General features: G+C 56.9%; 15 protein-coding genes and 1 CRISPR repeat array. Of the genes, 8 read left to right on the top strand and 7 right to left on the bottom strand.

Annotated elements, in window-relative coordinates; genetic code table 11:
• Positions 1-4: 4 nt before the first annotated feature.
• Genes cas5e through cas2e form a run of 4 tightly spaced genes read left to right on the top strand, consistent with a single transcriptional unit; the run spans position 5 to position 2,847 of the window.
• Entirely contained in the window at positions 5-736 is a 732-nt protein-coding gene (gene cas5e / locus ACSHSR_RS19735) for a type I-E CRISPR-associated protein Cas5/CasD (protein ID WP_479631066.1), read from the top strand.
• Positions 736-1,617, top strand: a complete 882-nt coding sequence (gene cas6e / locus ACSHSR_RS19730) for a type I-E CRISPR-associated protein Cas6/Cse3/CasE (RefSeq protein WP_479631065.1) — start codon at positions 736-738, stop codon at positions 1,615-1,617. The genes cas5e and cas6e overlap by 1 nt, the downstream gene beginning before the upstream one ends.
• A 19-nt stretch (positions 1,618-1,636) precedes the next feature.
• Entirely contained in the window at positions 1,637-2,554 is a 918-nt protein-coding gene (gene cas1e, locus ACSHSR_RS19725; protein ID WP_101054639.1) for a type I-E CRISPR-associated endonuclease Cas1e, read from the top strand.
• A 2-nt stretch (positions 2,555-2,556) separates the two neighbouring features.
• Positions 2,557-2,847: a type I-E CRISPR-associated endoribonuclease Cas2e gene (gene cas2e, locus ACSHSR_RS19720; RefSeq protein ID WP_039034047.1), complete on the top strand. Its 291-nt coding sequence runs from the start codon at positions 2,557-2,559 to the stop codon at positions 2,845-2,847.
• A gap of 98 nt (positions 2,848-2,945) precedes the next feature.
• Positions 2,946-6,087: direct repeats of the CRISPR family, unit length 29 nt; unit sequence GAGTTCCCCGCACCCACGGGGATAAACCG.
• A gap of 95 nt (positions 6,088-6,182) precedes the next feature.
• Here cas2e and pbpC read toward each other — a convergent pair.
• The 5 genes from pbpC to prmA all read right to left on the bottom strand — a co-directional run bounded on the left by pbpC (position 6,183) and on the right by prmA (position 16,720).
• Entirely contained in the window at positions 6,183-8,468 is a 2,286-nt protein-coding gene (pbpC, locus tag ACSHSR_RS19715; protein WP_479631064.1) for a penicillin-binding protein 1C, read from the bottom strand.
• Positions 8,465-13,978 carry an alpha-2-macroglobulin family protein gene (locus ACSHSR_RS19710; RefSeq protein WP_479631063.1) on the bottom strand — a complete coding sequence of 1,838 codons (5,514 nt, stop codon included), beginning with the start codon at positions 13,976-13,978 and terminating at the stop codon, positions 8,465-8,467. The genes pbpC and ACSHSR_RS19710 overlap by 4 nt, the downstream gene beginning before the upstream one ends.
• Positions 13,979-14,394: 416 nt before the next feature.
• Positions 14,395-14,700, bottom strand: coding sequence for a DNA-binding transcriptional regulator Fis (gene fis, locus ACSHSR_RS19705; RefSeq protein WP_025011339.1), 306 nt, complete (start codon positions 14,698-14,700; stop codon positions 14,395-14,397).
• A gap of 14 nt (positions 14,701-14,714) precedes the next feature.
• Positions 14,715-15,686, bottom strand: coding sequence for a tRNA dihydrouridine synthase DusB (gene dusB / locus ACSHSR_RS19700; protein WP_025011338.1), 972 nt, complete (start codon positions 15,684-15,686; stop codon positions 14,715-14,717).
• A gap of 152 nt (positions 15,687-15,838) precedes the next feature.
• Positions 15,839-16,720, bottom strand: coding sequence for a 50S ribosomal protein L11 methyltransferase (prmA, locus tag ACSHSR_RS19695; RefSeq protein ID WP_144218170.1), 882 nt, complete (start codon positions 16,718-16,720; stop codon positions 15,839-15,841).
• Between the two features lie 351 nt (positions 16,721-17,071).
• Here prmA and ACSHSR_RS19690 point away from each other — a divergent pair, with 351 nt between their 5' ends.
• From ACSHSR_RS19690 to ACSHSR_RS19675, 4 genes are all read left to right on the top strand, one after another.
• Positions 17,072-17,797 (top strand): fumarate reductase cytochrome b subunit, encoded by a 726-nt coding sequence (locus ACSHSR_RS19690; protein WP_025889945.1) that lies wholly within the window; start codon positions 17,072-17,074, stop codon positions 17,795-17,797.
• A 130-nt stretch (positions 17,798-17,927) separates the two neighbouring features.
• Positions 17,928-18,593, top strand: a complete 666-nt coding sequence (locus tag ACSHSR_RS19685) for a fumarate reductase cytochrome b subunit (protein WP_025011335.1) — start codon at positions 17,928-17,930, stop codon at positions 18,591-18,593.
• A 65-nt stretch (positions 18,594-18,658) separates the two neighbouring features.
• Positions 18,659-20,686 (top strand): fumarate reductase flavoprotein subunit, encoded by a 2,028-nt coding sequence (locus tag ACSHSR_RS19680; RefSeq protein ID WP_101095869.1) that lies wholly within the window; start codon positions 18,659-18,661, stop codon positions 20,684-20,686.
• Complete coding sequence (locus ACSHSR_RS19675; protein WP_028781383.1) at positions 20,683-21,411, top strand: fumarate reductase iron-sulfur subunit; 729 nt, start codon at positions 20,683-20,685, stop codon at positions 21,409-21,411. Before ACSHSR_RS19680 ends, ACSHSR_RS19675 begins: the two co-directional genes overlap by 4 nt.
• Before the next feature lie 137 nt (positions 21,412-21,548).
• Here ACSHSR_RS19675 and purD read toward each other — a convergent pair whose 3' ends face one another.
• Positions 21,549-22,844: a phosphoribosylamine--glycine ligase gene (gene purD / locus ACSHSR_RS19670; RefSeq protein WP_144220932.1), complete on the bottom strand. Its 1,296-nt coding sequence runs from the start codon at positions 22,842-22,844 to the stop codon at positions 21,549-21,551.
• 134 nt (positions 22,845-22,978) lie between these two features.
• Positions 22,979-24,568: a bifunctional phosphoribosylaminoimidazolecarboxamide formyltransferase/IMP cyclohydrolase gene (gene purH, locus ACSHSR_RS19665; RefSeq protein ID WP_479631062.1), complete on the bottom strand. Its 1,590-nt coding sequence runs from the start codon at positions 24,566-24,568 to the stop codon at positions 22,979-22,981.
• Positions 24,569-24,794 lie beyond the last annotated feature (226 nt).

Here is a 24,794-nt window from a genome sequence, read left to right as displayed (position 1 = left end):
CGGCATGGAATATTTAGTCATGCGCCTCTATGGGCCAATGGCCAGTTGGGGGGATATTGCCATCGGCGAATCCCGTCACAGCCACTATGGCCCAACCAAGGCGGCAGTAATGGGGTTGGTGGCTGCAACATTGGGGCTCAAGCGGGAGCAGGAAGCGCAACACTTAGCCCTGAATCGTGACTACCAACTGGCGACAGAGGTGCAGGCTGGTCAGCTGTTGCGGGATTATCATACGGTGCAGGCACCGGATAAGGTGGGGAAGTTTCAATATCGAACCCGCCGCGACGAGTTAATCTTGGGGAGAGACAGGCTGGGCACAGTGCTTTCAACAAGAGAATACCGTACCGATGCCTGTGCGTTAGTGGCACTCAAAGCTAATGACAATGCACCCTATAGCCTGCAACAACTGATGGATGCCATTACTCGGCCGGTATTTGTGCCTTATCTTGGGCGTAAAGCCTGTGTGCTTGCGGCGCCTATGGAGCCTCAGCTTATTCAAGCAAAGGGTGTTGCCGACGCATTTCGTCAGTATCAGCCCCTAGTTGCATTGAATTTGCCTCGTGACACTCATGCTAGAGATTACTTTTGGGAAGGTAAGCTGCAGGACTATGACGCCGAGGGCGACTGGGAGTCTCAAGTGATGCAATTGGTATTGCACGATCAGTTGCGCTGCCGTCAGCGCTGGCAGTTTGAACCGCGCTGCGTGTATCACCTACATCTATCGGAGGAGAGCTGATGTTCTTATCTAAAGTGACTTTCCGTCCGGACATTTTACGCGGTTCGCAGTTGGTGAAGGTGTTGGCTGGCAACAGCTATGGTTATCACCAGTTGCTTTGGGGTCTCTTTGAGCAATCCCAACGGGATTTTCTGTATCGGACGGAACTCGCCAAGCAGCAAAATAGCCCAGATATGGCGTTGGAAGATGGGCCGCTGTTTTTTATCCTGTCGCAAACCCAACCTAAACTGGACTCACCACTCTTTTCAGTGGTGAGCAAACCCTTTGCACCTGTTTTGGTGGCGGGCACGCGCTTGGCTTTTCGGTTGCGGGCCAATCCCGTGGTGACCAAAAAAGGCAAACGGCACGACTTGGTGATGGATGAGCAAATTGCTTTTTATCAGCGTATCGCCAAGGAACTGGGCTTAACACCTGCGGCGAGTAAAGGGGCGTTGTTGCAACAGCTAAAACAAGCAGCCATACGACCACAGTTAAATGATTGGCTGTTGAGCTATTTGAGCCAAACTCGTTACTTTGCCACAGTGAGAGGTTTGACCTGCGAGTCGTTGCTGACGCTGGCGCTGCAAGAGGCTGTCTCAGTCCGTCTGCAGCATTGGCTTACGGAAAATCCGTCCCGCCGAGGCATTATGTCGCTGGTGTCCTACCCGGTGGAAGATGAACAAAGCGATGAGCTGGTTGAAGCTAGCCAGTTTCAATGGCAAGCCTATCAGGCGCATCCTATTCCGGAAAAAGGTAAGCAAGCGCAATTTCGCAGTGTTGATCTGCAAGGCGAGTTAATCGTGCACGAGCCACAACAATTCTTGCAATTGCTGGCGCAAGGCATAGGCCCCGCAAAGGGCTTTGGATGTGGGCTTATGTTAATTAAACCTGTCATCTCATAACTCATAACAAGGAGACGTTATGCCGTTTATTCCACTGCAGCCCATCCCCATGAAAGACAGAGTCTCGATGATCTTTTTGCAATATGGGCAGATTGATGTAATTGATGGTGCTTTTGTGCTGGTGGATAAAAACGGCATTCGTACCCATATCCCAGTGGGTTCAGTGGCTTGCATCATGCTGGAGCCGGGCACCCGCGTTTCTCATGCGGCCGCTAAGCTAGCTGCCGCGGTAGGCACTCTGTTGGTATGGGTGGGCGAAGCCGGTGTCAGGCTATACGCCAGTGGCCAACCCGGAGGAGCGCGTTCCGATAAGCTGCTTTATCAGGCCAAATTGGCCCTGGATGAAGAGTTACGTTTAAAAGTGGTACGCAAGATGTTTGAACTGCGTTTTGGCGAACCGGCACCCAGCCGCCGCTCAGTGGAACAGTTGCGCGGTATTGAGGGCGGGCGGGTAAAGGCTACCTATAAAATGCTGGCGCAACAGTATGGTGTACCTTGGCACGGCCGCCGTTATGATCCTAAAGACTGGAACCGCGGTGATAAGGTCAATCAATGTATCAGTGCAGCAACCTCCTGCCTGTATGGTATTACCGAGGCCGCGATTTTGGCGGCTGGATATGCACCGGCAATCGGATTTATTCACAGTGGTAAACCACTTTCATTTGTTTACGACATAGCCGATATCATCAAGTTTGACAGCGTAGTGCCTAAAGCCTTTGCCATTGCCAAGCAAAATCCGCGCGAGCCAGAGCGGCAGGTGCGCATCGCCTGCCGGGAAATTTTTCGTAACGATAAGGTGCTTAACCGTTTGATCCCCCTTATCGAGGAGGTACTGGCAGCCGGTGAAATTGAGCCGCCTCCAACTCCAAAGGATGCCCAGCCCATTGCTATACCAGAGCCGAAACCGTTGGGAGAACAAGGACACAGGAGCCAGTAACTATGAGTCTGTTGGTTGTGGTGACCGAAAATGTACCGCCTCGCTTACGTGGTCGTTTGGCCATCTGGTTACTGGAGGTGCGTGCCGGGGTTTATGTGGGTGACACCTCCCGCAAGGTGAGGGAAATGATTTGGTATCAAATCAGTGAATTGGCAGAGGAAGGCAATGTGGTGATGGCCTGGGCCACCAATACAGAATCAGGATTTGAATTTCAAACCTTGGGTGAGAATCGTCGTATGCCGGTGGATTTGGATGGTCTGCGACTGGTCTCATTCTATCCAACTGAAAAATAACAAAATATTGCTCTTTAACAACTTGGAATAATAGCCTAAAAAGTTGGTGAATATTTTTAAGTGAAAAATTGCTTAAAAAACAATAGTATTTACCAAGAGAGTTCCCCGCACCCACGGGGATAAACCGCTAAATCATTTAAATCAAGCGACATAGTTTTAGAGTTCCCCGCACCCACGGGGATAAACCGCTGGTCGCTTATGTCCATTCCGCAGCCACAGCGAGTTCCCCGCACCCACGGGGATAAACCGCGGGTCGTTGAATGATGAAAACGGGCTTAATAGAGTTCCCCGCACCCACGGGGATAAACCGTTATTAAGCTTGGAGTTGGCACGGTTTTTGACGAGTTCCCCGCACCCACGGGGATAAACCGCCAGTCTAGTTACCATGACTGGCAGCATGGAAGAGTTCCCCGCACCCACGGGGATAAACCGTCTTGATGATTCGTTGGCACTTAGCCCAAAGTGAGTTCCCCGCACCCACGGGGATAAACCGGTTTTATTCAGCATGTCGCCCCCTTACTTGCGGAGTTCCCCGCACCCACGGGGATAAACCGGCGCTGGGTTACTTGACCAAGGGCAGCCAGAAGAGTTCCCCGCACCCACGGGGATAAACCGACATTGCCAGGCTGATACCGGGGCGGTTCCTAGAGTTCCCCGCACCCACGGGGATAAACCGGCGCTGAAAAACTTCAATCAAGATGCCTGGGAGAGTTCCCCGCACCCACGGGGATAAACCGATACCTGGTCACCTTGTTGCTTGGCCTTGATGGAGTTCCCCGCACCCACGGGGATAAACCGCCTAGCGCTGACTCGCTACCATCGGTTACTAAGAGTTCCCCGCACCCACGGGGATAAACCGCTTAAAGAGGGGTTGCTGGCCAGATCAAACCAGAGTTCCCCGCACCCACGGGGATAAACCGCGGCTATGAACTGGATCCAGAATGGACTCTTTGGAGTTCCCCGCACCCACGGGGATAAACCGGGTTCTGATAATTTCTATTCTCCATAAATGCGGAGTTCCCCGCACCCACGGGGATAAACCGCTATTGATTTATAAGGATTTTTAGGGAGTTGAGAGTTCCCCGCACCCACGGGGATAAACCGCAGAGCTTCAACGTTGCGGCTTTGAAGGTGATGAGTTCCCCGCACCCACGGGGATAAACCGCGCTCGGTGAACATCAAAAAAAGTAAAAGCCCGAGTTCCCCGCACCCACGGGGATAAACCGGCTATCAACTATCCCGAAAACTACGACAAGCAGAGTTCCCCGCACCCACGGGGATAAACCGCCAAAGCAGCGCGTTTTGCACCGATTTGCCGAGAGTTCCCCGCACCCACGGGGATAAACCGAAGATCCGGGGCCTTGCCTGGGTCGCTGTGCGGAGTTCCCCGCACCCACGGGGATAAACCGACGTTGACGAGGGTCAACGCGCCGTGCTGGTGGAGTTCCCCGCACCCACGGGGATAAACCGTGAGCCGGACCTAGTACACGCAACAGTTCTTAGAGTTCCCCGCACCCACGGGGATAAACCCCCAGAAGGTACGAAACCAGAAGAACTATTACCGAGTTCCCCGCACCCACGGGGATAAACCGTAATCATGTCCAACAAGAAGGTTACCGGCGGCGAGTTCCCCGCACCCACGGGGATAAACCACCGCAGCAGCCATTACTGAGCCAATCGGTAATGAGTTCCCCGCACCCACGGGGATAAACCGTGTTATGTATAGCTCAGGTGATATGCATACTTGAGTTCCCCGCACCCACGGGGATAAACCGAAAATCATTTATCAGCCAATAACTTTCATAAAGAGTTCCCCGCACCCACGGGGATAAACCGGCCAGCTTAGTCACCATGACTGGCAGCATGGAGAGTTCCCCGCACCCACGGGGATAAACCGTCTCTTCTTAATGGGGAGCCCGGAGTGGATACGAGTTCCCCGCACCCACGGGGATAAACCGGGTTAGGCGCGAGTTATCAGGGTAAATTAGCTGAGTTCCCCGCACCCACGGGGATAAACCGTTTACACTGAGCTGTTTCCTAAGCGCCTTCATGAGTTCCCCGCACCCACGGGGATAAACCGATGATTGCACGTGACCAGACCGCGAAGGTGAAGAGTTCCCCGCACCCACGGGGATAAACCGACCAACGGGTCACTGTTCCGGTTTTACGGTATGAGTTCCCCGCACCCACGGGGATAAACCGGTCTGTTTGAGTCCGGCGCGAACATCTCGCTCGAGTTCCCCGCACCCACGGGGATAAACCGGGCCTCACCCCAGACCGTCTTGAGGACTAGAGGAGTTCCCCGCACCCACGGGGATAAACCGATGGAGATAATCGGCAAGAATAGCGATGCAATGAGTTCCCCGCACCCACGGGGATAAACCGCAAAACAGGGTGCTGAAACTATTGCTGAACAGGAGTTCCCCGCACCCACGGGGATAAACCGGCTGATGAATTCAATGACAGTTCTCTGTTCAAGAGTTCCCCGCACCCACGGGGATAAACCGTCCCCCAGGGTAATTCGTGTTCCTGACAAGCCGAGTTCCCCGCACCCACGGGGATAAACCGCACTCAGAGTTAAAAAATATACAGCGGCGTGGGAGTTCCCCGCACCCACGGGGATAAACCGAATCGCGTCTTATGATGGATTTGTTGTGGCGCGAGTTCCCCGCACCCACGGGGATAAACCGTGCGCCTGACTATCAGGTGGTGCATGTGTCAGAGAGTTCCCCGCACCCACGGGGATAAACCGTTGAGGCTTGCAATAAATCGCAAATCGTAGCCGAGTTCCCCGCACCCACGGGGATAAACCGGCCGGAACCGTAACTGTTAACGAGGTGGCCGAGAGTTCCCCGCACCCACGGGGATAAACCGTGCAAGTTTGGTCACCAGTCTGACAGATATACGAGTTCCCCGCACCCACGGGGATAAACCGCGGCATCTAATGATGGATGCCTGAAAAGCAAAGAGTTCCCCGCACCCACGGGGATAAACCGCCCCGCTTAAGGGCTCTTTTGTCTTCGACCGTGAGTTCCCCGCACCCACGGGGATAAACCGTATTACGGCCGTAACACTGCTGTAGGTGTGCTGTGTTCCCCGCACCCACGGGGATAAACCGTTACCGAAGAAGAGTTCAGAGCAGGGCTTTATGAGTTCCCCACACCCACGGGGATAAACCGACTTTTAGGAAAGCCGAGGAATGTTGGTTCCTGTGTTCCCCGCACCCACGGGGATAAAGTGTATTTCTTTACTGTACAACCCCAGCAAAATCCGAACGTCTTGCATTTGTGGGGCTGAAGAGGCCGAAACTGAGGTGATCTAAATAGCGGCCCGGCTCAAGGCAGCATGTCTACTCGAAGTAGTCTGCTGGCGCTGCGGCCTTTGTCGTCGCTGACCGATAACTGGAAGCGTCCTGCTCTGGGCGGGCGCCATTCCAGGGTTTGGCCCGGCAGGCTCTGGCCGAGCAGGCTGTTACCGGCAAACCAGTAGAGTATTTGGCTGTCGGAGGCGGCGTCGGCCTTGAGGGCGATGTGTTCATTCGCCACACTTTGGCGCAGGCTGTAGGTGACGCCCTTCAACGGGGAGCGGATAAGCGGGGCAGTGTAGCTAACCGCGACTCTTTGGCTGCAGGCGGCCGGAAGCTCCGGCGGCCTCCTGCGGGGTAAACCTGCCTGCTCGAACAGGGCCGCCAAGTCTGACGGCCAGAAGGCAAACACCTCCTGGTGGTGAATTGCCGGATCGTAGGGCGGGCAGACGGCGGCGCCGGTTTTGTTATCCAGCCACACGGGGCGATGCAAGTTGGAGACCTTGATGGGGGAAACTCCCGGGATATACCAGCCATCGACCAACTTGGGGCACCAAGGGTTGGGCAGTTCGCCGGAGGCGGCGCAGAAGGCCACCTTTTTCACCGTATCCGGCGGCGTGTTGGCCATGTCGGCCGTGCCGGGCAGCGCGCCCTGCAAGGCATCGCTGAGGGCGAAGAACAGGGGCCCGGCGGTGCGCACGCCGACAAAGGCCGGGTTGGGGGTGGCGTCGAAGTTACCCACCCAAACCACCAACACATAGGGGCCTGTGATACCGGCGCTCCAGGCATCGCGATACCCCCAGGAGGTGCCTGTTTTCCAGGCCACTGTCCAGTTGCTGCCTGGCAAGCCGTCGGCGCGGGGGTTGTCCTTGAGTATGTCCCGCACCATAAAGGCGGCGGCCGGGCTCAGCAAGCTCTTTTCTTGCGGGCTGATGGGCTGGCTTTGTTGATCCCGCAGCGGGTAGTCATGGCCCTGGCTCGCCAGCATCAGGTACAGCCGCGCCAGCTCCGCCATGGTCAACTCGCCGCCGCCCAGCGCCAGGGATAAACCATAATGACTTTCACCCCTGAGCCCCTGAATGCCGGCCTGGCGCAGGAAGCCGTAGAGATTGGGTTGGTTCACTTGTCCTGCCAGCCACACGGCCGGCAGATTGCGGCTCTTGACCAGGGCATCGTGGGCGCTGATGGGGCCGGTAAATCTGTGGTCAAAGTTCTCCGGTTGGAAACTGCCAAAGGCGGTGGGTGCATCCTTGAGTATGCTCAGCGGGTGTATGAGCCCCTGATCTATGCCCAGGCCAAACAGAAATGGCTTCAGGGTTGAACCCGGCGAGCGGCTGGCGCTGACGCCGTCCACCTGGCCTTGGATATCGGTATCGAAGAAGTCTGCCGAGCCTATCCAGGCCTTGATGCTCTGATCGCGGCTGTCCACCAGGATTGCGGCGGCATTTTTGACCCCCAGATGGCGCTGGCTTTCGATATACAGCCCAAGGCGCCGCTCCAGCAAGGCCTGCAGGCTGACGTCCAGGGTGCTGTGAATTAGGGTGTCACTATTATCCCGCAGCAGGCGGCGGCTGAAGTGCGGCGCCAGAAATGGCAGCTCAGTGCGATCATGGCCGATGGCAGTGAGGGGCAACAGGCCGTTGTTGCGAGGATCGTTGCGATAGCTTTGTTGCCAGAGCAACGCCAGACGGTCGCGGGCATCCTGAAAGTCGGCACCGAAACGGGCGCGCCGTGCCGGGCTTTGCGGCATGACCGCCAGGCTGAGGGCTTCACTGAGTGAAAGTTCACCGGCGTCTTTATGAAAGTAGATGCGGCTGGCAGCGCCAACACCTTCAATATTGCCGCCCATGGGCGCCAGATTGAGATAGGCCTCGAGAATATCATGCTTGGAGTAACGCAGCTCCAGCCAGAGCGCCGCCAGCATCTGCTGCAATTTCCCGGCAACCTGGCGGCTGTTGATGTTGTAAACCCGCCGGGCCAGCTGCATGGTCAGGGTCGAAGCGCCTTGGCGATCATCCTTAAGATAGGTGGCGACTATCGCCCTGGCGGTGGCCGCCGGGTTGATGCCGGGGTGGGAGTAAAAATAGCGGTCTTCCTTGAGCAAGATGGCTTGCACCATGTTGTCTGAAACCCCTTCCAGGGGTTGCCAGAGCCGATACTGGCCATCACTGGCCAGCGTCAGCCGCAGCAGACTGCCATCGGCGGCCAACACCATGCGGGAGCTGGGCGCCAGCTTTGAAAAAGGTTGTGCCGGCCAGAGTCTCAGCCCCAGCAGCAAGGCTGCCAGGGCCAGCAGGCACAAATAGCGGCGTTTCATGGCGCTTCGATCACCAACTCACCACTTGGGCCCTGAGCCTGAACCAGGGGATCATACAGCCCCTCGGCGTAGGCGGGCGGCACCTGGAACTGGCCGACATTGGTGGCCCGTACCTTGTAGACAAAGGTTTTGGCATTGCGCCAGGCGGTACCGTAGAGCACCAGGCGGTCTTCACGTACATTGAGCCACTGTGGCGACCAGTCGCTGTGCTGAGCCATGCCCACAGGCGGCTGCCAGCCGTCGAAGCTATCATCCTTGTCACGATAAACCGGCTCCACGCCGCCGGGCAGCAGATCTATTAGAACCACCTGCTGCAACTTGTCCATATCTGTGGCGCGCAGCCGCAGCCTGACCAGGAATTCATCCCCGACCTTGACCTTGCCAAGAGGTTGCTGCTCCAGGGTCAGATAGTCGCGGCTCACCTCCAGCCCCTGGCTGAAAGGCTTGGCCGGGCTTTGGTCAAATCCCTGCTGGCTGAGAAGATAGAAGGCATCATTGCTGCCGGTTTTCTGGTACTTCACCTCTTCACTGCCGAGGGGCAGCTGGGCCTTGGGTAGACTCAGTGCCTGCCAGGCTTTATCGACCAAGGCTTGCATGGCCAGCCCCTGATCGCCGCGGGAGTTATCCAGGGCGGTCAGCGCCCGCACCAGAGTACCGGCAGACAGCGAGCTGTAACGCTGCTCGCTGAGCCACTGACCCATGCGCGGCAGCAACTGTTCCGGCAGGTCATCCAGGCGCTGTGGCGCCTGACGGGCGATGAGTGTCAGCAGCTGGGCATCGTGCACCATGGGATCCAGGTAGAGGCCGAGGCGCTGGGGCTTATCCTCAAGCAACTGCCACTTCTGCGCCTGCCACAGCGGCTCGGCCAACTGTTGCTGCTGCATCAGGGTAAAGCTGGCGGCCAGCCAGGCACTGGCGATGTCTGCTTGCCAATCCTTGGAGTAGTAGCGCTGCAAACGCTCGCGGATGTCGGCCAGGGCGCCGCTAACCTGCACGCCCTGGCGGGCCAGCAGATACGCGCCATAGGCACGCTCGCGCAGCTCATCCAGGCCGCTGCTGGGGCCGGAGCTCACGCTCGATAGATAGCTGTTGGCCTTGTCCAGTAGATCCTGGGGCACGGGGTAACCCTGGGCCTTGGCGTCCAGCAGCATGTCTACCACATACAAGGCTACCATGGGCTCGACTATCGGGTTGGCGGCCCAGAGACCGAAGCCGCCGCTGCTGTTCTGGCGGCTACGCAACTGGCCAATGAGTTGGTTAAAGTCATTGAGATTATCCTGGGGCTTGCCCAGCAGCAGCGCCGGTACGGCTTTGGATACCAACTGCTCGGTACAGGCGTGAGGATAGTTGTCCAGATAGTGGCTCAGCCCCTGAGCCCACACCATCGGACTGTTGCCGAGGGCGGCTTCCACCTTGCTGAACGGCGTAAACAGCTGACGGTCAAGTTTGAGCTTGGCTTCAGAGCGGTCCAGCACAGCCGTGGCCAGGGTTAAACGGTGGGGCGTTAACGGCCGCACCGAGATGCTCTCGCTGATCTTGAGCTCGCCTTCGCTGGTGGAGAGCTTCCAGTGAAGCTCCCCTTGACCCAGATTTTCGCCTGCCTTGACGGTAAAGTGCGCCGTGGCCTCACGGCCCGGTTCGATATGAAACTGCTGCGGTTGCAAGTCGCTACGAAGGGCGCCGCTCAGGCTGAGGGTCAGGGTAACATCCTGCGCCTCGGCTTCTGTGTTATAGAGTCCCACAGTAACATCGGCGCTGTCGCCGGGTGCCAGGAAAGCCGGCACATTGGGACTCATCACCACAGGCGCCTTGACCGCGACACTGGCCTCGCTGGTGCCTATGCCGCTTTCGGTGGCACTGACGGCAAAGAAGCGGATACTGCCGTTGAAGCTGTCGGGCACAGTATATTGCAGCCGCTGCTCTCCGGCGGCCAACTCACGAATACCCGACCAGTAGACCACAGGCTTGGCGCGCTTGCGCTTGAAGGGGTTGAGGTTGGCTGCCAGCAGCGCGGCGGCGTCACCTCCGGGGGCAGCCTGGCGCATCAGCACCTTGAGATCCGGCAGCAGCAGGTCGAGAATTTGGCTCGAATCTACGCTGAGAGCCTTCTTGTCGAAGAAGTGCGCCAGTGGATCCGGCGCTTCATAACGGGCCACCTGCAAAATACCGGCATCAACCCCGAATACCACGACTCTGGCTTTGCTTGGCAGCTTGAGGTCGATATCCAGTTGCGTCCCGGGTTTAACCTTTTCCGGCAGGCTCAGGGCGATGGCTTGACGCCGCTCACCGAGATCCACCTTAAAGGGTTTCACGGCATAGGACAGCGGGCTCATAAAGACTTCTTCCGAGTCCGGTGCCCGCAGGAACTGCACATTGATATAGGCATTGCCCTCAATGCCTTGCGGCAGGGTAATGCTTTGCAACGAACGAGTGCTGTCGGCCTTGAACCATTTGAAGGCGTAAACCTTGTCTCTCTCTATGGTGATGAGTCCGGCGCCGCTGTAAGGGGCCTGGATCGCTACCTGAATGCTTTCACCCGGCAGATATTCCGCCTTGTTTAGCGTCAGTTCCAGCTCGGCGTTGCGCTCCAACGTGCGACTGGCGTTGCCGCTGCCGGCAACGCTGTAATCTATCCGGTTCAACTGGCGGCCGTTTTCATCCAGCAGTCGCAGGCGGTAGTCACCCGGCTCCCTGGTGTCGAGTTCCAATTGGCCACCGCTTGAAGCCAGACTCAGGGCAGTGCTGCCCAGCAGTTTGTCTTTGCGGCGCGATTCATAGCGATAGGTGCCGTCATTCTGTTTCACCAACACAGACACCCAGCGCCTGGCGATACGCTCGACTTTGAGCTCAGTAGCTACACCTTGAAGGTCCTGGCCAACGGCTTGCAGGTTGAGCACACGCTTGCCGTCTTTGCTGATGAAGTCCAGATCGCCATCGCTCTTGTAGCCCAGTAACCAGTCGGCATCGGATACCAGTAGCTGGTCTTGGGCGCTGACGCCGTGGCCTGAACCGGCTTCAAATACCCGAGCTAGCAAGTGCAGCTTGTAAGTGCTGCCGGCAAAGCGGTCCAGCGCCAAGTCCAGGCTGGCCTTGCCTTCGCCGTCTGTGGTGGTTTCGCTCAAGTCTTCACGGAACGATTCCTTGAGCTTGCCCAATACCCCAAAACGGTAGCCGGGCCAGGCTTTGAAGCTGATATCGGTTGGTGACAGCACCATCTCGCCGCTGACTCGGCGATCGCTCGCCGGGCCGCCGAAGAGTTGCTCGGCCAAGACCTCGGCCTTGAGTTGCTGCGGCTTGCGCCAGCCTTCAAATTGCTTGTCGGTGCCCAGAGAGACTCGCACCTTGATACGATCCGGCTCGAAGTCGCGCACCTTGAAGGTGACATCCCCCAGACGCGTGAGGCGGTATCTGTCTTTGATGAGGGACAGAGTAGCGAGATAGTCACCGGCAACCGCGGTTTCGCCGGCGCTGAAGTCCAGGCTGTCAAAGCCGCTGCCATCGAGTTTGAAGGTGCGATCCAGCACGGTTACCCCGCGGGGGTCGGTGATCTGCATTTTCACCGGCAGGCCACCCAGGGCGGTACTCCAGTCTTGCCCCCGCACCAAAGTGGCGATATGAGCCGTCTCACCGGGGCGATACAGCCCGCGGTCGGTGAAGAGGTAGGCTCTCAGGGCGCCGGGATCGTCGCTCTCGTAGCTGCCGCCGGTGTCGAAACGGGACAGATTGAGCTGGCGACGCCAATCAGCCAGCGGCAAGAAGGAGAGATCGCCATCCTTTTCGACCCGATAGTAGAGTGGGGTCTTTTCCCGGCGCAGCTCGCCAAGCTTGGCAAAGCTTGCATGACCGCGTTCATCGGTCAAAGCCTCGGCTACCGACAAACCGTTGCGGCCGATGACGGCCACCCGGGCTCCGGCCACCGGAGTCCCCTTGCCGAGGGATTGCACGAACAGATCCTGGCTGCCATCACGGCTGCGTTTGGCGAGTATGCCCAGATCTGTCACGACCACAAAGCGCAGATCGTGGGCCTCGGTTTGGTAATAATCGAAGGTTTGGCTGTCTCTTTCATCGGCCGGAGTCAGTTTGACCACAAAGATGCCGCGCTTGTCCTTGAAGAAGGGCTTGAGGTCGACGCTGCCGTAGAGCGTCTTGCTGGGATCGCGCCCGGCAAGCTGTTGCTTGAACACCTGACGGGTAACCAAACGGTCGAAATCTGTGTTGTTGAGGTAGGGCTCGGCAAAGCTGCCCGAGCTTTGATCTATCAGGGCATTGAGCTGGTCCGGCAGTAGCTGGGCGACCTCAATCTGCACCTTTTGCACCCCACGGGCCAGATAGCCGAGGCGTTGATCTTCGTCCAGAGTCAGCAAGGAGCCTTCGCCGAGGAAGTTGAGCGCCTTGGGGTATTGCGGCATTCGCAGCACAGTCAGCACGGCATCGCGGGACAGATAACCCCCTTGGCCTTCGACTTCCTTATCCACCATTACCGCCACGTAGCGATCGACCGGAGCTTTCAGCTTGAAGCTGTGCAACTGGTTGAGGCCTTCGGCACCGGGGATCTGGGTCAAGGTCAGTTTGTCGGCCTTGGCCAGTATCTGTTCGGTGACATTTTCCTGATACCAGTGACGGCTTCCCTTGGGATTTTTCACCGGCAGCAACCAGGCATGTACCTTGCCTTGAAGCGCTTCGTCGTTGACCGGACGTGAGCTTTCCATCGTCAGTACCGGCTCGGGTTCATCCTTGTCGTTGTAGGCGAAGTTGACCTGAGCCTGTTTAAAGCTCAGCTGATAACGGCCGGGAACCTCTACTTGCCATTGGCTCTTGCCTGCCTTGTTGCCGCCGCCGGCCGCCAGGATCCCTTTGCTGACTTCCAGGGTTACAGTGCTCTGCTCAAGTGGCGTGGCGAGCGCAGGAGAATGTATGTAAGCGAACAGATGCTTGTCGTCGAAGGTGACTTCGGTATCGCCATTGCCGCTGTAGGTCAAGCCGGGGCTCAGCAATATCGCCAGTTGGGGTTTGACCGAAGCCGTATCCACCGGGTGGCTGAAGGCCAGGGTGGCGACCAGCTTTTGAATACTCGGCTGGGCCGGATCCTGGTACAGACGCCCCTCAGAGATGGTGGCCGTGAAGGCGGCTGTGCTGAATTCGCTCTGGTATTTATCCAGTAAGATATGGTCTGCCAGCAGCTGCTTCTTATCTAGGCTGACTGCGAACTTTTCCGCAATCGGCCAGTCGTTATCCGGAATAAATTGCAGATGCTTGTCACTGGCCCAGCGCCACTGCCCGGCGAGTTGGGGGCTGAGACTGACGCCCTTGGAAACGGGTTTGCCTATGACATCCAAAGGTGCGACCGAACCACTGAAGGTCAGGGTCAAGGGAGCGACCTGAGGTTTGGCCTGGTGGTAATCGGTCAGCCGCGGCGCCTTGAGCGTATAGTGCAGGGTATAGGGCTTGGGTAAATGCTGGTACCAATACCAGCCGCCCCAGCAAAGCACAGTCAGTACAGATAGCAGCATTAGGCTTCCCAAGGCTTTAAAGGGATGCTTTATACACCAATGCATCCAGGGCGGAGCCTGCCAGTGACCAAAAACGGCAGCGAGAACTCGCCAAACTACCGAGAAGAAATTTCCTATAAGCTGTCCCATCAGTCCATGTCCTTGCTGTGTCTCGTAGCGCTATCGCCAAGTTGGGTGACGTTTTAAAGATGTCAGTCGCCGATGTCAATCAGACCGGGCCGATGCTGTGATGCCTTATTCGATATCGCCTCTGCAACTGAGACTCCATGGTACAACAATCGGGCTGATTTTTATCCGTGTTACTTTGATAAGTCGGTGGCGATCAACAATATAGTGTCTTCATGGAGGGTAAAACAAAAAAGGCTTACCGTTTTATGGGTAAACCTTTTTAGTTACAGCATCTAGCGAACTGGTGATCAGTTCATGCCGTATTTTTTCAGCTTCTTGCGCAGTGTGCCGCGGTTGATGCCCAGCATGTTGGCGGCGCGGGTCTGGTTGCCACGAGTGTGCTGCATAATGATATCAAGCAGAGGTGCTTCAACTTCGCATAGCACCATTTCATAAACTTCCTGAGCTTCTTGACCGTCCAACTGAGCGAAGAAGTTGCTGACAGCGCGCTTTACAGCGTCGCGTAGTAACTGGGGCTTGATGGTGCCGTTAGCGGTTTCGATTTTGCCTACGGTAAGCTGATGAGCTTCTGTGTGAGTTGTCTGATCAAACATTCGTATTCTGCTCTTTATTTATCTAGTACACATTCATCAAAAAAACGTTCCACCATGGAACATTGTTCTGCAGCGGTTTCCAGCCGGTTAAAGTCGGCACGGAACTGGCGCTGTTCTTCCTGGTCCAGGTACCATCCCATATGTTTTCTGGCGAAGCGGACGCCCTTTACTTCCCCATATAAATCATACAGTTTGGTTAGGTGTTCCAGCATCACTTGACGCTGCTCTGCCATCCCTATGGGCGCTAGCTTGCTACCTGTGTCCAGGTAATGCTGGATCTCTCTGAAAATCCAAGGCCTTCCCTGGGCACCCCGTCCTATCATCAGGGCATCGACACCTGTGTAATCCAGCACGAAACGCGCCTTCTCCGGACTATCGATGTCCCCGTTGGCGACAACAGGAATCGAGACATTCTGTTTGATTGCCTTGATGGTGTCGTACTCGGCATGACCCTTGTACATGCATTGGCGGGTGCGGCCATGAACCGCGAGCGCCGTAATGCCACTCTCTTCGGCAATCCGGGCGATTTGAACACCATTTCTGTGTTCTGGGGCCCAGCCCGTGCGAATCTTCAGCGTTACCGGCACATCCACTGCGGCAACCACGGCATCCAGTATTTTCTTTACCAGTTCCGGCGATTGCAGCAGGGCAGAACCCGCGAGCTTTTTATTCACTTTTTTTGCCGGACAACCCATGTTGATATCTATGATCTGGGCGCCTTGCTCTACATTGTAGCGGGCGGCCCAAGCCATATTATCGGGGTCAGCCCCGGCGATTTGTACTGAGCGTATGCCTTCTTCACCCGAGTGCGTCATTCTCTGGCGGCTCTTGTCCGTGTCCCAAAGGTCGGGATTGGACGAAAGCATCTCTGACACTGCCATGGCAGCACCATAACGGATACAGAGATTGCGAAAGGCCTGATCGGTGACACCTGCCATTGGTGCCACGATCAGCTGATTCTTCAGTTGATAGGGTCCAATCTGCATTTTGCTGTTTCACCTTGCTCTTCAAAGGGGCGCTATAGTACGCCTTTTTGACAGCGGTGAAAAGGTCAATAAATGACCTGAGCAAAACTTTTTTACTTGACTTTTGATTGGTGGGAAGTCAACGCCAGTGCGCTCTGGCGCCGCCTTTACCGCTATTTGCGTACTCCTGTCAAGCGGCTCCAATCTTCTTTGTGAACGGCTTCGTCCATCTCGAACCATTGAGCGTAAAATTCGCGGATCTCTTCGGCTTGTTCCTGCAGTAAACCGGACAGCGCCAGTTTGCCACCCGGACGAACCAACTCGGCGATCAGGGGGGCCAGTTCCCGCAGCGGTCCGGCCAGAATATTGGCAACCAACACATCGGCCTGAATACCTTTGGGTTGATCTTCAGGTAGATAGAGGCTGAGTCTGTCATCCACGCCGTTGCGCTTGGCATTGTCGCGGGAGGCGTCTATCGCCTGGTAGTCTATGTCTATGCCTATGGCGTTGGTTGCGCCCAGCTTGAGACCGGCGACCGCCAGAATGCCGGAACCGCAGCCGAAGTCGACCAGCTGTTTACCTCGCAGATCCAGGCCATCGAGCCACTCCAGGCACAGGGCCGTTGTGGGATGAGTGCCTGTGCCAAAGGCCAGGCCGGGATCCAGGATCACGTTGACGGCTTCGGGATCCGGGATTTCACGCCAGCTGGGACAGATCCACAGACGCTTGCCGAACTGAATGGGGTGGAAGCTGTCCATCCATTCGCGGACCCAGTCTTTATCTTCTATCTGCTCAATCTTGTAGTTGAGCTTGCCTTCGAGGAAGGGCAGTTGCTTGAGCATCTCGACTGTGGGCGTCAGATCTGTGCCGGCATCGAACAAGGCGACCACTACAGTGTCGGCCCACAGCGGGGTTTCGCCCAGTTTGGGCTCAAAAATCGGCGTATCTTTACCATCTTCAAAGGTGATGGACACGCTGCCTTCCTCCAGCAACAGGTCGCTGAGTGTCTCGGCGTGCTCGCTGCTGCTGTGGATGCGTAACTGGATCCAGGGCATGGAATCTTCTCTCGTGGGGGACAATAAAGCGCTATTGTAAGCCATAGGCTGCCGGCCTTGCCAGCACACCGGGGTAAAGAGGGCGGAGTGAAACCCGGTTTCAGGTTTGTTCGGTCAGCGGTTGGATTTACGGTAATTTGCTGTCTTTTTTGTTTTAAAGTTTCAAATAAACGTTTGATTTGTAGTGGATAATTGGTATTACCTCTGTTTTGCTGAAAGTGGTTTATTTGTGAGCGTGATCAGATAATCCCCCACTTTCGATTGAGGCAGGTCACATTCAGACTCCTTGGGCATTGGCGCAGTTTGGCTGTGAGTTATGTTGTAGATCCCAAGGATCTGTACCCAAAAAACATGCTGACAAAATATCACATCCCCGAGCGCTGGCTCGGTCATGCCAACAGCCACCACTGGTCGGCCAGAGCCGATCGCCTGCAGAGTGCCAGCGGCATTTTGTTGGGCATGTTTCTGTTGGCGCATCTTCACTTTGAATCCAGCATCATGCTGGGTAAAGAGGCTTTCTATAAGGTAGTGCAGGTGCTGGAAGGCGGTTGGTTCAGTGCCAGTGGCCACGGTTACCCACTGCTGACGCAACTCTTCTCTGTGTTTATTCTGCTGGTGGTGATACTGCATGCCGCCATGGCGCTCAGGCGCTTTCCGGCGCAGCTCGGCCAATGGCGGGCGCTGCGCAGCCATCTGCATCTGATCAAACACCGCGACAGCCACGCCTGGTTCTGGCAGTTGGCTACCGGCTTTATCCTGTTCTTCCTGGTGCCCATGCACCTGGTCACCATGATAGCCAATCCGGAAATCGGCCCCAATATGTCGGCCTACCGAGTCTGGCACGACAACACCTGGCTGCTGTATATCCTGCTGCTGCCTGCGGTGGTGATCCACGCCATGATAGGCCTGTATCGGGTGGCGGTGAAATGGGGCCTCAGCTTTAACCGCACTGGCCTGAGAAAAATAGCCAAGCTATTGATTGTATACCTTATTGTGCTTGGTTTAGGCAGTTTGGTGACCTATATGCTGCTAGGTAATGAGCTGAGCCTGCCGCTGCAGCCGTTCGTTCCCGGTTAACTCAATATCAGTTAAAGGTAAATTAACCGGCAGAAGTTTGATCTGCCTCAGGGTTCGTTCGCCCTTTGTGATCCACATTGGTTTTACTATCTTTAAGCGGTTAAGCCATTGGATGACAGGGAGAATACGCATGATACGACTGAGTGAGCGCTGGGGCGGCTGGTTGGATCTGGGGCAGAGTGCTTCAGGCGTGTTGTTGGCGCTGTTTTTGTGGACTCACCTGTTGCTGGTGTCTTCAATATTGCTGGGGGCGCCGGCAATGGAATGGGTGGCCCGCAACATGGAGCTGAGTTTTCTCAGTGACGATGGCCACGGCTATCCCTGGGTGGTGAGCCTGATAGCCATAGCCGTTGCCGGGTTGGCGTTGTTGCATGTGTTGGTGGCCTTGCACAAGTTGCCTCTGTCGCTCAGGCAGCAAAAGGCTCTGAAACAGCAACTAGTGCAAATTGATCATGGCGATACCCGCTTGTGGGTGTGGCAGGCTGCTACCGGAGTGGTGATTTTGCTGTTGCTTCCTGTGCATCTTTGGTTGGTGGGTTCGGCCCCGGAAACCATAGGGCCACAGGGCTCGGCCGACAGGATTTGGAACCAGTATGCCTGGGCCTTGTACCTGCCACTGCTGCTGACAGTGGAGTTACATGCCGCCATAGGACTGTACCGGGTGGCATTGAAATGGGGCGCGGCGCGGGATCTCAACAGCCGGGCGCGCCTTAGAAAAATTAAAACCATACTCAGTGTGGCGTTTGTCGCCGTAGGTCTGGCGTCCTTGCTGGCTTTTTGGCCCCACGCGAGCTGAGTATCGATAACCCAAACAGATAGCTTTAGGGCAAACGGCATTGGGCCGTCCCATAAGGAGTGTGCGTGAAACTCATCTATACGGATTCGTTGGTTGTCGGCGCCGGATTGGCGGGTCTGCGGGTAGCCATCGCTTCCAAAGAGCGTGGCCTGGATACCCTGGTACTGTCGCTGATCCCTGCCAAGCGTTCCCACTCGGCCGCGGCCCAGGGCGGCATGCAGGCCAGTCTCGGCAATACCGTCAAGGGCATGGGCGACAGCGAAGATGTGCATTTTCAGGACACGGTCAAAGGTTCAGACTGGGGCTGCGATCAACAGGTGGCGCGAATGTTCGCCCACTGTGCTCCCAAGGCGGTGCGCGAGCTGGCCAACTGGGGCGTACCCTGGACCAGGGTGACTGCCGGGCCGCGTCAAGTGGTGGTCAATGCCGAAAAGGTAACTCTGGAAGAAGCCGCCGAGGCTCACGGGCTGATCAACGCCCGCGACTTTGGCGGTACCAAGAAATGGCGCACCTGTTACACCGCCGATGGTACCGGCCACTCGCTGCTGTATGCGGTGGACAACAAGGCGATCTCCATGGATATCCCGGTGCATGAGCGGGTCGAGGCGCTGAAACTCATTCACGACGGCAGCCGCTGCCATGGGGTCATTGCCCGCTGTTTGATCACAGGTGAACTCAGGGCCTATATCGCCCGGGCCACCACCATAGCCACAGGCGGCTATGGCCGTATCTATGAGGTGTCCACCAATGCAGTGATCTGTGAGGGCATAGGCCAGGCGCTGGCGCTGGAAACCGGGGTCGCGACCCTTGGCAATATGGAAGCCGTACAGTTCCACCCCACGGCCATAGTGCCCGTGGGCATTCTGACCACAGAGGGCTGCCGTGGAGACGGTGGCTTGCTGCGGGATAAAGACGGCTACCGCTTTATGCCCGACTATGAGCCGGAGAAGAAAGAGCTGGCCTCGCGTGATGTGGTATCACGGCGGATGACAGAACATATGCGTAAGGGCAAGGGAGTCGATAGCCCCTATGGCCCGCACCTGTGGCTGGATATCACCCTGCTGGGGCGCAAGCATGTGGAAACCAACCTGCGGGAAGTCAAAGAGATCTGCGAGAACTTCCTCGGCATAGATCCGGCCGAAGAGTGGATCCCGGTGCGGCCGACCCAGCACTATTCCATGGGCGGTATTCGCACCAATCACACAGGAGAGAGCCCGCAGCTCAAGGGGCTGTTCAGTGTCGGTGAGGCAGCCTGTTGGGACATGCATGGCTTTAACCGTCTGGGCGGGAATTCGCTGGCGGAAACCGTGGTCGGCGGCATGATCATAGGTAAATATGTGGCCGACTTCTGCGAGCAGGAGGAGCTGGTGCTGGATACGGCGCTGGTGCAGCGTTTCCGTGATGAGCTCAACCAGGAGATAGACGAGCTGCTGGCTCGGGAGCAGGGCGAGAGCCCGTTTGAGCTCAAGCGCCTGATGCAAAGAGTGATGATGGACTATGTCGGCATCTTCCGTAACGGCCCTGAGCTGGAAAAGGCGGTGGCCGAACTCAAGGATTTGCTGGCTCGCTCGCGCAATATTGTTGTCACCTGCAAGAAGCGCCACGCCAATCCCGAGTTGGTCGAGGCCTTACGGGTCAGGCGTATGCTTAAGGTGGCACTGACTGTTGCTTGCGGCGCCCTGGCGCGCACCGAGAGCCGTGGCGCCCATGCCCGCGAGGATTACCCGCAGCGTAACGACAAAGACTGGCTCAGCCGTACCCTGGCCAGCTGGCCGGACGCCGACGCGCTGGAGCCTGTGCTCAGCTACGAGGCGCTGGATGTGATGCAGATGGAACTGCCGCCCGGTTATCGCGGCTATGGTGCCGACAATGCCATTGCCCATCCGGATACCGCCAAACGCGAGCAGGAGATTGCTGCCATTCTCGCGTCTCTGGGGCCGGATGCCGGCGCTGAAGACAAGCAGCGGGCGCTGATGCCGTTCGAACTGCCGGAAAGCCTGCGCCCCGGCAACGAGCGCCTGAGCGACCGTCTGGCTTGCCCACAGACTTCAACCCCTTCTCAGCCTAACCCTGCCGGAGATGACAACGCATGAGTGGCCGCACTTTAACCTTCAGGATCTTCCGTTACGACCCACAGCAAGCGGGAGACAAGCCACAAATGGTGGACTATCAGCTGCAAGAAACCCCGGGGATGACGGTATTTATCGCCCTCAATCGCCTCAGGGAGGAGCAGGACCCATCGCTGCAGTTCGACTTTGTCTGTCGCGCCGGGATTTGCGGCAGCTGCGCCATGGTGATCAACGGCTTTCCTACCTTGGCTTGCCGCACCTTGACCGCCAAATATCCAGATGGACTGATCACCCTGATGCCGCTGCCAGGCTTTGAGCTGATAGGGGATCTGTCGGTCAATACAGGCAAGTTTATGCGTGAGCTGGCTGAAAGGCTCAAGCTGTGGCTGCACCCCAAGCCGGATCAGCAGGATATCCACCATCTGGAAGCCCCGATGGACCCGGAGGAAGCCGCCAGACTCTATGAACTGGAGCGCTGTGTGGAGTGCGGTGTCTGTGTCTCGGCCTGCGCCACCAAGCAGATGCGCGACACCTTTGTCGGCGCTGTCGGCATGATGAAAATTGCCCGCTTCGAGCTGGATAGCCGCGATGCCCGCAGCGCCGAGGACTTCTACCATGTAATAGGCAATCAGGATGGGGTGTTCGGTTGTATGACCCTGCTGGGATGTCAGGATAACTGTCCTAAAGACTTGCCCCATATGCAGCAGATAGCCTACCTGCGCCGCAAGATGGCCAGTACCTTGCTTTAAAGTGATTAAGCATTCAGAGAACTATGCCCTCAGAGAACTAAGCCCTTAAAGAGCTAAGCTGAGGTTCAAACAGAAAAGCCCGGAAAATTCCGGGCTTTTCTGTTGACTGTTGAGTCAGGCTAACTGAGTGAAAGCCGTTATGCCTGCTCGCGGGCGATGGCGCGATAGCCTATGTCGGTTCTGAAGTAGACATCGTCCCAATGGACTTCATCCACCAGGGCATAAGCGGCCTGTTGGGCCTCGGTCACTGTGTTGCCCAAAGCGGTAGCGCACAATACCCGGCCGCCATTGGTGACTACATGGCCATCGACCATCTTGGTACCGGCGTGGAACACCTTGGCTTCATTGTTGCCGAGTGACAGCCCTTCGATAACATCACCCTTGCGGTAATCATCCGGATAACCCCCGGCGGCCATGACCACACCGACGGCGGCACGCTGATCATATTCGGCGCTGACCTTGTCCAGCTCACCACGGCAGGCGGCCAGGCAGAGCTCCACCAGATCCGACTTGAGGCGCATCATGATAGGTTGAGTCTCAGGGTCGCCAAAGCGGCAGTTGTATTCCAGCACCTTGGCGCTGCCATCGGCGGCAATCATCAAGCCGGCATAGAGGAAGCCTGTGTAGACATTGCCTTCGGCGGCCATGCCGTCAACCGTTGGCCGGATAACATTGGCCATGACCCAATCGTGCACTGTTTGGGTGACGACCGGCGCCGGGGAGTAAGCACCCATGCCGCCTGTGTTGGGGCCGTTGTCGGCGTTGTCACGGGCCTTGTGATCCTGGCTGGTGGCCATAGGCAGAATATTGTTGCCGTCGACCATCACGATAAAGCTGGCTTCTTCGCCGCGCAGAAACTCCTCAACGACCACTCTGGAGCCGGCTTCGCCGAACTTGTTGCCTGCCAGCATATCGTCGATGGCGGCATCGGCCTCGGTTTGATCCTGGGCGATGATCACCCCTTTACCTGCGGCCAGACCATCGGCCTTGATTACCACAGGGAAACCTGTGCGACCGGCAAGCTCGGCGACATAGGCCTTGGCCGGGGCAATTTCAGTGAAGTTCTGGTAGTCGGCGGTTGGGATCCGGTGGCGGGCAAGAAAGTCTTTGGTAAAGGCCTTGGAGCCTTCCAGTTGCGCTGCCGCTTCGGTGGGGCCAAAGATATTCAGACCTTCGGCGCGGAAGGCATCGACCACTCCCAGTACCAGAGGGGCCTCTGGGCCGACTATGGTGAGGGCTATCTGTTGTTGCTTGGCAAAGGCCAGCAGCGCCGGGATATCCGTGGCTTCTATCGCCAGGTTTTCCAGCTTGGGCTCCAGCGCAGTGCCGGCATTCCCCGGAGCAACAAACACGGTTTCCACGGCGGGAGATTGCGCTGCCTTCCAGGCCAGGGCATGTTCACGACCACCACCACCAATCACGAGTACTTGCATCTTCTTATCCTTTTTCGCTTAACGCCTTGCGGGCAGGTTCAGACCGGGCAGGGCTTTGTTACGGCGAATCGCCGGAGGTTATTCCGGCGATAAGTTCATTGCATCAGTGCAGGCCGGTTTGGGCCTGCTGACTATCAGTGACGGAAGTGGCGCATATTGGTAAATACCATGGCCATTCCATGCTCGTTTGCAGCGGCAATCACCTCTTCATCGCGGATGGAGCCACCGGGTTGAATGATGCAGCTGATACCGGCAGCAGCTGCGGCATCGATACCGTCACGGAAAGGGAAGAAGGCATCAGATGCCATCACTGAACCTTCCACGACCAAGCCTTCATCGGCGGCCTTGATACCGGCGATTTTAGCGCTGTAGACCCGGCTCATTTGACCTGCGCCCACCCCTATGGTCATGCCATCTTTGGCATAAACAATGGCGTTGGACTTAACGAACTTGGCGACCTTCCAACAGAACAGCAGATCTTTGATTTCTTCGGCAGTAGGTTGACGCTTGCTGACCACCTTGAGGTCGGCTTCGGTCACCATGCCCTGATCTCTGTCCTGGATCAGCAGACCACCGTTGACCCGCTTGTAATCCAGGCCCTTGGTGCGGCCTTGCCACTGACCACATTCAAGCAGACGGACATTGGCTTTCTTGGCAACCAGCTCGCGGGCTTGCTCGCTGACCTTAGGAGCGATGATCACTTCAACAAACTGACGCTCGACAATGGCCGCCGCAGTGGCGCCGTCCAGCTCACGGTTGAAGGCGATGATGCCGCCGAAGGCTGAGGTGGGGTCTGTCTTGAAGGCGCGGTTGTAGGCGTCCAGCAGATCGCTGCCCAGGGCGACACCACAGGGGTTGGCGTGCTTGACGATAACGCAGGCGGGTTGCTCAAATTCCTTAACGCATTCCAGCGCGGCGTCGGTGTCGGCAATATTGTTGTAAGACAGCGCCTTACCCTGCAGTTGCACGGCAGTGGCGACCGAGGCTTCGTCTGTGTTGAGGTCAACATAGAAGGCGGCACTCTGGTGGCTGTTCTCGCCGTAACGCAGATCTTGCTTCTTCAGCAACTGAGTGTTGAAGGTGCGCGGGAACTTGGAATCCTGATGACACTCGTCCTTGCTGTGGGCCGGAACCTGAGTGCCGAAGTAGTTTGCTATCATGCCATCATAGGCGGCCGTATGTTCAAAGGCGGCAATGGCCAGATCGAAACGGGTCGCCAGAGTGGTTGAACCCTGGTGGGCCGCCATTTCTGCCAGTACGCGTTGATAGTCAGAGGCGTTGACCACTATGGTGACATCTTTGTGGTTCTTGGCCGCGGCGCGCACCATGGTCGGGCCGCCGATATCGATATTCTCGATGGCGTCTTCCAGGGTACAACCCGGCTTGGCAACGGTTTCGGCGAAGGGGTAGAGGTTAACGGCCACCAGGTCAATCGGGCCTATGCCATTGGCTTCCATGACGGCTTCGTCCTGGCCACGACGGGCGAGAATACCGCCATGCACTTTGGGATGCAGTGTCTTGACCCGGCCATCCATGATCTCTGGGTGACCTGTGTAGTCTGAAACTTCAATGACAGGTACAGCGTTATCCGCCAGCAAGCGGGCGGTGCCTCCGGTGGACAGCAGTTCAACGCCCTGGGCATGCAGCGCCTTGGCGAACTCCAGGATTCCGGTCTTATCAGATACGCTCAAGAGCGCGCGACGTATGGGTCTGGCATTATTCATTTGGGTACAGTATTCCACTTTTTTATATTCAAGGATCTTTCGGAAAACCAGGCAGTGCTGATTTGCATTGTTTTCCAAAAGTCCCTCGAATGGTCCGGGAACCCTCAAGGCGCGCCGTATTTTAACGTAAAACGATTTGCCGCGGTGTTTTTTCTACGCGTTTCACAATATTGCTCTGCGAACAAGCCAAAACCCCGAAGCGGGATAAAAAACACTTGACCTTGGA

The organism is Shewanella sp. VK101 (genome assembly GCF_056497865.1).
This window is presented reverse-complemented; position numbering and strand designations above follow the sequence as displayed.

Bases quoted from the DNA above. Each gene is read 5' to 3' on its own strand.
- cas5e (WP_479631066.1), top strand. From the start codon at position 5: ATGGAATATTTAGTCATGCGCCTCTATGGGCCAATGGCCAGTTGGGGG.
- cas6e (WP_479631065.1), top strand. From the start codon at position 736: ATGTTCTTATCTAAAGTGACTTTCCGTCCGGACATTTTACGCGGTTCG.
- cas1e (WP_101054639.1), top strand. From the start codon at position 1,637: ATGCCGTTTATTCCACTGCAGCCCATCCCCATGAAAGACAGAGTCTCG.
- cas2e (WP_039034047.1), top strand. From the start codon at position 2,557: ATGAGTCTGTTGGTTGTGGTGACCGAAAATGTACCGCCTCGCTTACGT.
- pbpC (WP_479631064.1), bottom strand. From the start codon at position 8,468: ATGAAACGCCGCTATTTGTGCCTGCTGGCCCTGGCAGCCTTGCTGCTG.
- ACSHSR_RS19710 (WP_479631063.1), bottom strand. From the start codon at position 13,978: ATGCTGCTATCTGTACTGACTGTGCTTTGCTGGGGCGGCTGGTATTGG.
- fis (WP_025011339.1), bottom strand. From the start codon at position 14,700: ATGTTTGATCAGACAACTCACACAGAAGCTCATCAGCTTACCGTAGGC.
- dusB (WP_025011338.1), bottom strand. From the start codon at position 15,686: ATGCAGATTGGACCCTATCAACTGAAGAATCAGCTGATCGTGGCACCA.
- prmA (WP_144218170.1), bottom strand. From the start codon at position 16,720: ATGCCCTGGATCCAGTTACGCATCCACAGCAGCAGCGAGCACGCCGAG.
- ACSHSR_RS19690 (WP_025889945.1), top strand. From the start codon at position 17,072: ATGCTGACAAAATATCACATCCCCGAGCGCTGGCTCGGTCATGCCAAC.
- ACSHSR_RS19685 (WP_025011335.1), top strand. From the start codon at position 17,928: ATGATACGACTGAGTGAGCGCTGGGGCGGCTGGTTGGATCTGGGGCAG.
- ACSHSR_RS19675 (WP_028781383.1), top strand. From the start codon at position 20,683: ATGAGTGGCCGCACTTTAACCTTCAGGATCTTCCGTTACGACCCACAG.
- purD (WP_144220932.1), bottom strand. From the start codon at position 22,844: ATGCAAGTACTCGTGATTGGTGGTGGTGGTCGTGAACATGCCCTGGCC.
- purH (WP_479631062.1), bottom strand. From the start codon at position 24,568: ATGAATAATGCCAGACCCATACGTCGCGCGCTCTTGAGCGTATCTGAT.